This window comes from Amnibacterium sp. (assembly GCF_036559085.1).
In the GTDB taxonomy this organism is placed as follows: Bacteria; Actinomycetota; Actinomycetes; order Actinomycetales; family Microbacteriaceae; genus Amnibacterium.
Genome location: NZ_DATBTU010000024.1, coordinates 1 through 10,664 on the forward strand (window position 1 = coordinate 1; position 10,664 = coordinate 10,664).

The window sequence follows — 10,664 nt, forward strand, 5'->3', positions numbered from 1 at the left end:
TGCCACCGCGCCGGCGACGATGGCGGCCTGCTGGCCTTGATCGAGATCGGCCCAACGCCGCTTCATGCGCATGCGGGCAACGTAGCCCCATCGCCGTGTTCGCGGGTATGACTTTCGGCCCAGGCCTCGCGGTGACGCCGGCGGACACGCGAGCCCGAGTCAGAAGGTGATGACGGTGGCGCCTTCGAGCGCGAAGCGCACGAACTCGTCGCGGGCGACGCTCAGCACCAGGCCACGGAAGCCCCTTGTCACGGTACTGCCCATGCCGCACCTCGAATCGCTCGAGGCTCGTCCCCCTCCTAGACTCGGGCGGCCGTGACGCGAGGGGACCCGGAATCCATGAGTGACACCCCTCCGGCGGCGCGGCACCGGCGCAACTTGCTGATGGGGCTGGTCCTCATCGTCGCCGCGATCGTGGTCCTCGCGGCGCACGTCGGCCAGCCGGCCGCCGGAGTCGCCGTGCTGGTGTTCTTCGCCGGCATCGTGCTCTGCGCGACCTCGCTCGCCAGGATCCTCAGGCGGAGGTAGCCGCCGAGGGCGGCGCCCCTTGAAGGATCCCGCGGGAAGCGGACCCGGCCTCAGCCCTCGGCGAATGCGCCCCAGCCGTGCCAGGACAGGATCTCGGCCCTCGCGCTGACGCGTGGCCGATCACGGACCGGATACGGCGAGCCTGTGTACTGCACGGCCAGCGCGTCGATGTCCGACAGGTCGCTGTCGTCGCTCACCTCGACGACGGAGAGCTGCAGGCTCACGTGGGTGCCCCAGTTCGCACCGTCCAGCACGGTGAGCGCGATACGCGGATCCCGGCGGATGTGGTTCAGCCGCACCCGCTCGCCGTCGAGGTTGAGCAGCACGCGGCCGTCCGGCTCGAGCAGATACCAGGTCGCCACGCTGACCGGCCGGCCGTCCTTCGCCAGCGTCGCCATGACGGCCGGGTTCGGCTGCTGCAGGAACGCACGGACATCGTCGGGGAGCTCGATCGTCACATCCGCATCGTAGGGATGCCCACCCGACCGCGAGCCGAGCCGACCCGCGACCAGCCGGGTGGGACCTTCGCCCGTATCGACCGGCCGGGCGTGCGCCGAGGCTGAGCGCGGAAAGGAACGCCATGACCTCGATCGCACCGGATCTCACCCCGCTCGAGCTCGATCACAGCCCGCATCCCCCTGCCGGAGCGCCTGTGATGGACGGGCCGGCCGACCTGCTCGCCGGCATCCGGGTCACGAGCAGCGACGGGGTGGTCCGCCTGGAGGGCGAGGCGTCCTCGGTGGAGGCGTGGCAGCACATCCGCGACGCCGCGCTTGCCGCGCCGGGCGTCCGGGCCGTCGCCGACGAGATCCGGGTGCGCGGGGCGCGGCCGTTGCGCGCCACGAACCGCACGGAGCAGCTCGCCCGCTCCATCGCGGACGTCCCCGGGATGGCGGGGTCCGTCGCCGTCGAGGTCGACGCCGGCGTCGTCACGCTGTGGGGGCAGGTGCCGAACGCCCGGATCCGCGAACGGGTCATCGAGGCCGTGCGGGACGTCGTGGGCGGCGCCTGGATCCAGATGCGGATCGTCACCGGCTGACTTCGCGACCGTGCTTCGACCGCTCCGGCGGCCGCAGGACCTAAGGCTCTTCGGGTCGAGGCCGCCAAGGTCGACCCTTCACCACATCCGACATGGAAGAAGGCGATGATGCTCGGCTCGATCCTCTCTGCGGCTGACCCCGTGAGCGCAGGCACGTTCCTCACCTGGGGGCCGATCAGCATCTCGATCGGCAACTTCGTGGTGATCGTGACCATGCTCGTGGTCTTCGCCGCCGCACTGGTCCTCCCCTTCATCCCGGACGGGAGCGATGATGAGCGCCCAGGAGCCTGACGCGACCGGTTGGACCGGACATGCACGCCGGTGGCTGCTGAAGCGACTGCCTCCGGACAAGCTGCTCCCGGACGACCAGCCCAGCTACGTGGCCTCGTGGATCTACGTCTTCGGCATGGGCGCGATCGCGTCGCTGGTCTACATCGTCGCGTCCGGCCTCGTCCTGTCCCTGAACGGTCCCGCCTGGTACCACGTCTCGGCGCTCGGCCGCTTCGTGAACAGCACGCACCTCTGGAGCGTCGAGCTGTTCTTCCTGACGATGGTCGTCCACCTCTGGGGCAAGTACTGGATGGCGGCGTGGCGGGGCGGCCGTGCCCTGACCTGGATGACGGGCGTGATCGCCTTCCTCGCCTCGATCGGGGCCGCATTCACGGGCTACCTCCTGCAGACCAACCTCGATTCGCAGTGGATCGCGTTCGAGGCCAAGGACGCGCTGAACGCGGTCGGGGTGGGCGCGTGGTTCAACGTCGCCGACCTCGGCCAGATCTTCACCTGGCACATCGTGCTGCTCCCGCTCGCCGTGGGCGCGGTCGTCGCCCTCCACGTGGTGCTGGTGCGCATGCACGGCGTCGTCCCACCGATCGATGCGGCCGAGACCGACGCGCAGCTGTCCGGCGCGCATGGCACGGTGCTCCCGCCGGCCGCAGCAGGGCCCCAGGAGTCGGATGAGGCCCTCCCCGTCCCCGTCGGGAGCGCGACATCATGAGCGCTCCGATGGGCAGCCGCCGCGGCTCGGACCTCGCGAGTCGGCCGTGGGCCGGCCGCACCCGCCGGTACGACCTGTTCAAGGAGCTGGCGGTCGGGACGGCGGTCGTGGGCGCGCTGGTCCTCGTGCTCTCGTTCGCGTTCGGATCGCCGGACGACCGCGCCATCACCCTGCAGAGCTGGGCGCAGGCCGCCCCCGCCGACTTCATCGCCACCTCGACCGCCGAGCTCGGCGGCACGAGCGACTCCGCCACGTACGGGCCGCCCTACAACCACACCAAGGACGCCACGCAGACGTTCGGCCCGATCGACCTCCAGAGCTTCTCCGGAGTGCGGCTGCCCGTCGACGCCGCCCGTGACTTCGTGATCGGTCCGCTCTCGACCACGCCGTCGGCGCGAGCCGCCGTGGCCGCCTGGTCCTCGGCCGACGCGGCGCAGCGCAGCTCCTGGGCCGCGGCGTACGCCGCGGCGCTCGCCAAGGCGCCCTCCGGGGACCCGGCCCGCGTCGCCGCCGGCTCGTACGGCCCGGTTCCCGCGCTCACGGCATCCCTGCTCGGGATGGCGAAGTCGGGTGCGCTCGACGGCGCCATCCGCAACGAGCGAGGATCCACGAGCCTCGACGCGACCCGGACGACCCTGTTCCTCGGGGACGGCGCGTACTTCAACGACCTCGCGAGCCGCCTGCACCTCTCGGGCGACCAGTGGGGCGTGATGAACGAGACCGGGAACTACCCGGGTCAGGCGTGGCTCTGGCTCTTCTCCCTCTGGTACCAGGTCCCCCTGATCGGGAACGCGGCGAACGCCGACGTGCTGGTGATCGGGATCGTCGGGGTGCTGTCGCTCCTGCTCCTGCTCGTGCCGTTCATCCCCGGCCTGCGGACGCTGCCGCGCTGGATCCCCCTGCACCGGCTGGTCTGGCGGGACTACTACAGCAAGCGCGCCCCGCGCTGAACCTCCCCGCCGGTCCCGTCCCCGTCGGACGGGATCGGCGGGCCACCGGGCGCATCACCAGGTCGAGTCGCCGCGGATGACCACGTCGGATCCGCCGTCGATGAAGACGACCTGACCGCAGAGGTGCGCGTTCTCCTCGCTGGTGAGCCACGCGAGGAGGTAGGCCACCGCACGGGGCTCGAAGAAGCCGTTCAGCGGCATCGGCACCATGGCCCTCAGCTGCTCGCGCGACTGCTCGGTCGCCGTCAGGTCCGCGGTCATCGGGGTCAGCACGACACCGGGCGCGACGCCGTTGAGCGGGATCCCCGCGCCTGCCCACTCGGGCGTGGGCGCGTTCCGGCGGATCCAGCGGGCGAGCGCACGCTTGCTCGTGCCGTAGATGGCACCGCCCGCCTCCGGTCCGGCATCGGCGAGCTCGGCGGCCCGAGCCACCGCCGCCGCCTCGTCTCCCGAGAGCATCCCCTCGAGCAGGGCTTCGTCGGGCGGGAACAGCGAGGCCATCGAGGTGACGGCCACCGCCCTCGGCGCATCCGATCCCTGCAGCAGCGGACGGAGGCCCTCGAGCGTGGCGACGGTGCCGAAGTAGTTGATGGCCGCGGTCGCGGCGACCGGCAGCGCGAGGCCGGCGACGGCCAGGATCGCGTCGATGCGTCCCCCGCTGAGCTCCGTGACCTGCGCGACGAGGGATGCGCGCCCCTCGGCGGTGCCGAGGTCGGCCGTCACGTCGACGTCGTGGATGTCGGCGCCGATGACGCGGTGCCCGCGCTCGCGCAGCAGGTCGGCGGTCGCCAGCCCGATGCCGCTCGCGGCTCCCGTGACGACGTAGGTGCGTGCCATGGCGGATCTCCTGTCGATGCGGCCCGGCAGGGCGCCAGGACGATCAGGACGATGCCGGACCGCGGTTCCCCGGGGCAGGGCCCTTCGGCACTTCGCACGCCTGACACCGACAGGCGCAGGACCTTCGGCCGTATCGACGGGCGCGGCGCCCGTCGAGGCTGAGGTCATGGCGATCGTCACCGGCTGAGGGGACGGTGAAGGGGGCGGGGGCCTCGACGACGGATGGGTCGCCGGGGCCCCCTGTTTGCCCCTGCGCTCCTGCAGGGCCACCGGTCGCGGCTGCGGGCGGGATGCGATCCGGTGGCCGCGTCAGGGTCGGGCGGCCAGCCCGAAGCGCGCCGCCGAGCGGATGAGGCGCCGCCTCCGGTGCAGCGGACGTCGATGGGCCTCATCCGCACGGAAGAGCGCCCACTTGGCGATCTCGGCGACCACGAGGTACAGCACCACCACGAGCGCGATCGTCGCGAGCAGCGTGACGGGGAGCGGCTCGAGCCCGAGCACCGGTGCGAGCGGGCTGTACGGCAGCAGCACCGCCGCCGTCACGACCGCGAGCAGGGAGAGCAGCAGCGGCGTGCTGGGCCGGCTGCGGAAGAACGGGGTCACGCGGGTGCGGATGACCAGCACGACGAGCGCCTGCGTGACGAGCGCCTCGACGAACCACCCGGAGTGGAACAGCGTCGCATCCGCGTGGAAGACGCCGAGCAGCATGGCGAACATCGCGAGATCGAACGCCGAGCTGAGCGGGCCGAAGACGAGCATGAACCGGCGGACCGCTCCCATGTCCCAGCGCGACGGCGCGCGCACCGCCGCGGCGTCGACGCGGTCGGTGGCGATCGAGAGCTGGCTGGCGTCGTAGAGGAGGTTCGACAGCAGGATCTGGCTCGGCAGCATCGGCAGGAACGGCAGGAACGCGGATGCCGCGGCGGCGCTGATCATGTTGCCGAAGTTGCTCGACGCGGCCATGAACACGTACTTGATGGTGTTCGCGAAGATCCGTCGCCCCTCGGCGATGCCCGCCGCGATGACCCCCAGGTCCTTCTCGAGCAGGATCACGTCGGCCGCGTTCTTCGCGACGTCCGTGGCGCTGTCGACCGAGATGCCGACATCGGCCTCGTGGAGCGCGAGGCTGTCGTTCACCCCGTCGCCGAGGAACCCGATCGTGCGGCCCTCCTTCCGAAGGACCCGGACGGCGCGGGCCTTCTGCTGCGGCGTGACCCGGGCGAGGATGCGGGTGTCGGCGAGCGCCGCGGGGAGGGATGCGTCGTCGATCCGGTCGAGGTCGTCGCCGGTGAGCGTGCCGCCGTCCACGAGTCCGAGCGCGTCCGCGACGGTCTGCGCCACCAGCGGGTGGTCCCCCGTGGCGATGACCACGCGGACACCGAGGTCGTGCAGCCGCGCGAGGGAGGCGGCGGCATCCGTGCGGGGTGGGTCCGTGAACGCGAGGAACCCCTCGAGCCGGAGCGTCAGCCCTTCGGTGTCGGCGCATCGCGTCGCGGTCGTGGGTGCGGATCCGACCGCGAGCACCCGGGCTCCGTGGTGCAGCAGCTCCGCGAGGGTGTCGGCCGCCTCCGGCGGCACCTCGGCGCAGCGCGCGAGCACCGCCTCGGGAGCGCCCTTCACCACGAGGAGGCGCCCCGATGCGGCGGCGAGCAGGGCGGCCGCGGTGCGTCGCTCGTGGTCGAACGGGGTGGCGTCGACCAGCGCCGGCAGCGCGGCGGCCAGCAGGATGCGCGACGCCGCGCGGACGAGCGCCGTGTCGAGCGCACCCGTGCTGCCGCCGCCCGCCGCATCCGGCGTCATCGCCGCGGCGAGCACGACGAGGTCGGGTCGGTCAGCGCCGTCCGGCCCGATGCTGCGCTCGAAGTCGATCCGCCCGTCCGTCAGCGTGCCGGTCTTGTCGGTGACGAGCACGTCGATGTTGCCGAGGTCCTCGATGCAGACCAGCCGCTTGACGAGCACGTGCTGCCGCGCGAGGCGCCGCGCACCCGCCGACAGCGAGGTGGTCACGACGGCCGGCAGCAGCTGCGGGGTGATGCCGACGGCGATCGCGAGCGCGAAGAGCATGGACTCCAGCAGCGATCGGTGCAGCAGCACGCCGGTGACCACGATGGAGACGACGAGCACCGCGCCGACGATCATCAGCAGCACCGAGAAGTGCCGGAGGCCCGCCTGGAACGCGGTCTCGGGCGCGGCGGTGTCGAGGGAGGCCGCCATCCGGCCGAGCTCGGTGCCGTGACCGGTCGACGTCACCACGGCGGTTCCGGCCCCCGCGGCGACGGTCGTGCCCATGTAGGCCATCGACGCGCGGTCAGCGATGCTCCGTGCCTGCACCGGCTCCGCGGTCTTCGTCACGGGTGCCGACTCCCCCGTCAGGAGGCTCTCGTCGCACTCGAGGTCGTGCGAGACGAGGATGCGCACGTCGGCCGGGACGAGCGCCCCCATCGTGAGCTCGACCACGTCGCCCGGCACGAGGGCGTCGAGCGGGACCACCCGCACGGATCCGCCCCGCACCACGACCGCGGTGTGGCCGAGCGCGTCGCGGAGGCGGGCGGTGGTCCGCTCGGCCCGGTACTCGTCGAAGAACCCGAGACCGACGCTGGCGACGAGGATGACGAGGATGATCGCCGCGTCGGTCGTGTCGCCGAGTGCGGCCGCGATGACGGTGGTGATGAGCAGGAGGACGAGCACCGCGTTCCGGAACTGCCGGCCGAGCACCCGCCATGCCGACACCCGGTGCGCCGCGAGGCTGTTCGGCCCGACGCGGGCCCTGATGTCCTCGGCGTCCGCGTCGGGGAGCCCGGACGGGCTCGAGCCGAGCGCGGCGAGCACCTCGGCGGCGGGCCGTGCCGCCCAGTCCTCACCGGGCTCGGACGGCGCGGCGAGGCTCGAGGGCGCGGTCACGCGGGGCGCCGGAAGCGCCGCCCCGTCACCTCGATCGGCGTGATGTCGACGACCGCCGTGCGCCGCTCGGGCATCCACGGCACCTCCGGCAACGGGCCCGGGTCGCCGCGGTCCGGCGAGAGCTGCACCTCCTCGGCGGTGCCCTTGACGAGCACGCTCCACGCGGTGCCGCCGTCGACGCCGTCGATCTCGAAGGCGACGTGCCCGTCGAGCAGCACCCCGAACAGCTTCGCTCCCGGCGCCGTGTGGAACCGGATCCGGCCCTGCAGCGCGAGGTAGTTGACCGGATAGATCTCCGGCCGCCCGGAACGGACCACGGCGATGCGGCCGTACTCCTGCTCCTCCAGCAGCTGCCAGCTCTGCCGAGCGTCGAGCTCCTCGATCGTGGGCAGCGCCGTCTCGGTCATGGGTCCTCCGTGTGGTCCAGGGCGCGTCCATGGCGCCCGCTGCCAGGCTCTCAGCAGGGCGGCGGCGGCGGCAGGGGCGAAGGTCCTGGCCCGCTCAGCCGATCGCGCGGACCGTCACCAGTACCAGAGCGCGCTCGAACGCGTCCGCCGAGCGAACTCGCGGCCGCTCACCCGGTCGATCACCAGCTCCGCGATCTCGGACCCGGAGGCGACCTCCTCCGGCGCCCACGGCGGGAGCCCGTTCGCCGTCTCACGTGCGGCCACGTCGGCGTCGCGGCTGCGGCGCGACCGCCCGTGCGCGATGACGCTCCACGCGGTGTGGGTGTTCCAGCCGTCGACCTCGAACGACACCGGACGACGCTGCGGCGGCGGCACCGCGGCGCCCGCCGTGGTGCGGAACACGATGTAGGGCCCGCGGAGCACGTAGTTGAGCGGGAGGACCTCCACCGACTCGCGCCCGTCGAACGCCAGCCGGCCCAGCTGGGCGCCGAGGAGGCGCCCCCAGCACTCCGTCTCGCCGAGCTGCTCGACCCGCTGGTCAGGCCACACCGCCATCACATGCTCCCTCGTCCTGATCGTGCGCAAGCCTCATCGGAGTTCGAGGCCGCGAAGAGGGCCGAAGGTCACGCGGAACCGCACCCGGCCCGCTCCCGCTGGGCGGGGACTCTCTGCCGCCGCTGCCGCCGGGTCCTACGGTGGGGCTCGTGCCCACCGGGCACGGGACGAGAGGACTCCCATGACTCCCCCCTCGACGGGAACCGAGACGCCTGCGCCCACCCGCTCCCCCTTCGGCCGCGGGGATCGCGCCCAGCGGTACCGGGAGGTCGTCACGGTTCTCGCCCGGCACGGCCTCGGCTTCGCCCTGCCCGGCATCCACGTGCGGCGCGGTCGTGGCCGGCCGGTCACCGCGACCCGGGCGGAGCAGCTGCGCGGAGCGCTCGAGGAGCTCGGGCCCACGTTCGTCAAGCTGGGCCAGCTGCTGTCGACGCGCCGCGACCTGATCCCCGCCGCCTGGATCGAGGAGCTCGAGAAGCTGCAGGACTCGGCGCCCCCGGTCGACGACGCCGCGGTGCGACGCGTCATCGAGGAGGACCTGGGCGCTCCGCGGGAGCAGCTGTTCGCGCGATTCGACCCGCATCCGCTGGCCACCGCGTCGCTGGGGCAGGCGCACGCGGCGACGCTGCACGACGGCACGGAGGTCGTCGTGAAGGTGCGCAAGCCCGAGGTCGCCGACGTCGTGCGCGCCGACCTCGAGATCATCCAGGACCTCGCGGAGCGGGCGTCGCAGCTGTCCCGGACGGCGGCCGACTTCGACCTGCCCGGCTTGGCGGCGGAGTTCGCCTCCTCGCTGCTGGCCGAGCTCGACTACCTCCGCGAGGCGGCCGCGGCAGAGCACATCGGGCGGGTGCTCGCCGACGATCCCCGGCTGCACGTGCCGAGGGTCCACCGGGAGCGCACCTCGCACCGGGTGCTGACCCTCGACCGCATCACGGGTGTGAAGATCGACGATCTGGCCGCCCTCGACGCGGCGGGCGTCGACCGCCGGGCGCTCGTGAAGGCGGCGATCCAGGCGATGGCGCGGATGGTGTTCGTCGACGGGACCTTCCACGCCGACCCGCATCCCGGGAACCTGCTCATCGAGGCCGACGGGGTCATCGGCCTCATCGACTTCGGGATGATCGGGCACCTCGAGCGGCGGCTGCGCGAGCACCTGGCCGTGCTGTTCGTCGCGATCAGCCGCAACGACGCCGACGCGACCACCTCGGCGCTCCTCGGCGTCGCGGAGGCCGCCGGCCCGGTCGACCGGGCCGCGCTCCGCGTCGACGTGCTGCGGTTCATCACGCTCTACGCGGGCCGGTCGCTCGGGGAGCTGCGGATGGGGGCGCTGCTGCTGCGGCTGCTGACCCTGCTCCGCCGTCACCGCCTGCACCTGCCGCAGGACCTGGCGCTGCTCGTGCGGATGCTCCTGCTCGTCGACGGGATCGGGGAGCGCCTCGACCCGTCACTCGATCTCGCCGCCGAGCTGCGCCCGTACGCCGCCCGCCTCGCCGCCGAGCGGTTCTCGCCGCACAGCATCGCGGCCCGTGCGCGCCGGGCGGGGATCGATGCGGCCACGCTCGGCCTCGAGCTGCCCGAGCGGCTGCACCGCCTCCTGGAGAGCATCGAAGCGGACGGCATCGACGTGCACCTGCGGCTCGCGCAGCTGGATCCGCTCGTCGCGCGGGTGGAGCGCGTGGGGAACCGGATCGTGGTCGGCATCATCACCGCCTCGCTGATCACCGGGATCGGCGGGCTCACCGCCGGCACGAAGGGAGCGGATCGACGCGCCGGCCGGCTCCTCCAGCTCGGCGTCGGTGCCCTCGGGGGCCTCGGCGGGTACCTCGCCTGGACGGCACGGCGGGGCCGGCGCTGAGGTCCGGCCTGCCTGGCGCCGGCAGCGGGCGGCAGCGGGCGGTTCCGGCCCATCCGGGCGCGCGTGCCCGCCCGCATCGGCCGAAACGTGCGGCCGCCGCGGTGCTCCGCCCGGGTCAGCCTCCGGAGGACCGAGGGCGGACGATCGCGATCGGGCAGGTCGGCCGCTCGAGCACGGCCGTGCTGACGGAGCGGCGCAGCAGCCGGTCGAGCAGGGTCAGCCCATGGGTGCCCACGACGACGAGCGACGCGCCGGAGCCGGCGCGCGTCAGCGCCGTGACGGGGTCGGCCTCCGTGAGGACCGGATCGATGCGCACCTCCGGGTGACGGTCCCGCATCCCGTCCGCCACCTCTTCGAGCCGGACACCGGCGGCGTCCTGGATCGCTGCGACATCGAGCTCGGCCATGGTGAGCTCGGCGACCCCTGCGCCGGCCACGACCGCGGGCAGCTGCCAGGCATGGACGAGGACGAGATCACGGTGGAGCACCTCGGCCTCGTGGGCGGCGAACCGGAGCGCGGCCTCGTCGCTGCCGTTCCCCTCGACGCCGGCGACGATGGGGCCCCCGGTGCGCTTCCAGCCCTGCGGCACGAC

At 73.1% G+C, this 10,664-nt stretch carries 12 protein-coding genes; 6 read left to right on the forward strand and 6 right to left on the reverse strand.

Going from position 1 to position 10,664, the window contains the following annotated elements:
- Positions 1–339: 339 nt before the first annotated feature.
- Positions 340–528 carry a hypothetical protein gene (locus VIG76_RS04680; protein WP_331951566.1) on the forward strand — a complete coding sequence of 63 codons (189 nt, stop codon included), beginning with the start codon at positions 340–342 and terminating at the stop codon, positions 526–528.
- 50 nt (positions 529–578) lie between these two features.
- On the opposite strand, the gene VIG76_RS04685 is transcribed toward VIG76_RS04680, so the two are convergent.
- A complete protein-coding gene (locus tag VIG76_RS04685) occupies positions 579–986 on the reverse strand; it encodes a TIGR03618 family F420-dependent PPOX class oxidoreductase (RefSeq protein ID WP_331951568.1) in 408 nt (135 codons plus the stop codon).
- 122 nt (positions 987–1,108) lie between these two features.
- Between VIG76_RS04685 and VIG76_RS04690 the strand changes: the two genes are divergently transcribed.
- From VIG76_RS04690 to VIG76_RS04705, 4 genes are all read left to right on the forward strand, one after another.
- Positions 1,109–1,567: a BON domain-containing protein gene (locus tag VIG76_RS04690; protein WP_331951570.1), complete on the forward strand. Its 459-nt coding sequence runs from the start codon at positions 1,109–1,111 to the stop codon at positions 1,565–1,567.
- Positions 1,568–1,708: 141 nt separating this feature from the next.
- Positions 1,709–1,858 carry a hypothetical protein gene (locus VIG76_RS04695; protein ID WP_331951572.1) on the forward strand — a complete coding sequence of 50 codons (150 nt, stop codon included), beginning with the start codon at positions 1,709–1,711 and terminating at the stop codon, positions 1,856–1,858.
- Positions 1,839–2,564: a cytochrome b N-terminal domain-containing protein gene (locus VIG76_RS04700; RefSeq protein ID WP_331951574.1), complete on the forward strand. Its 726-nt coding sequence runs from the start codon at positions 1,839–1,841 to the stop codon at positions 2,562–2,564. The genes VIG76_RS04695 and VIG76_RS04700 overlap by 20 nt, the downstream gene beginning before the upstream one ends.
- Positions 2,561–3,514, forward strand: a complete 954-nt coding sequence (locus VIG76_RS04705; RefSeq protein WP_331951576.1) for a hypothetical protein — start codon at positions 2,561–2,563, stop codon at positions 3,512–3,514. Before VIG76_RS04700 ends, VIG76_RS04705 begins: the two co-directional genes overlap by 4 nt.
- Before the next feature lie 54 nt (positions 3,515–3,568).
- On the opposite strand, the gene VIG76_RS04710 is transcribed toward VIG76_RS04705, so the two are convergent.
- From VIG76_RS04710 to VIG76_RS04725, 4 genes are all read right to left on the reverse strand, one after another.
- Positions 3,569–4,351: an SDR family oxidoreductase gene (locus VIG76_RS04710; protein WP_331951578.1), complete on the reverse strand. Its 783-nt coding sequence runs from the start codon at positions 4,349–4,351 to the stop codon at positions 3,569–3,571.
- A 309-nt stretch (positions 4,352–4,660) separates the two neighbouring features.
- Complete coding sequence (mgtA, locus tag VIG76_RS04715; RefSeq protein ID WP_331951580.1) at positions 4,661–7,252, reverse strand: magnesium-translocating P-type ATPase; 2,592 nt, start codon at positions 7,250–7,252, stop codon at positions 4,661–4,663.
- Positions 7,249–7,659, reverse strand: coding sequence for a pyridoxamine 5'-phosphate oxidase family protein (locus VIG76_RS04720; protein WP_331951582.1), 411 nt, complete (start codon positions 7,657–7,659; stop codon positions 7,249–7,251). Before VIG76_RS04720 ends, mgtA begins: the two co-directional genes overlap by 4 nt.
- Before the next feature lie 114 nt (positions 7,660–7,773).
- The gene (locus VIG76_RS04725; RefSeq protein WP_331951584.1) at positions 7,774–8,214 is read right to left on the reverse strand and encodes a pyridoxamine 5'-phosphate oxidase family protein; all 441 of its coding nucleotides are present in this window, start codon (positions 8,212–8,214) and stop codon (positions 7,774–7,776) included.
- 181 nt (positions 8,215–8,395) lie between these two features.
- Between VIG76_RS04725 and VIG76_RS04730 the strand changes: the two genes are divergently transcribed.
- Positions 8,396–10,072, forward strand: a complete 1,677-nt coding sequence (locus VIG76_RS04730) for an ABC1 kinase family protein (protein ID WP_331951586.1) — start codon at positions 8,396–8,398, stop codon at positions 10,070–10,072.
- 115 nt (positions 10,073–10,187) lie between these two features.
- Here VIG76_RS04730 and VIG76_RS04735 read toward each other — a convergent pair.
- Positions 10,188–10,664 (reverse strand): universal stress protein (locus VIG76_RS04735; protein WP_331951588.1); only part of this gene is annotated, 477 nt, incomplete at its 5' end.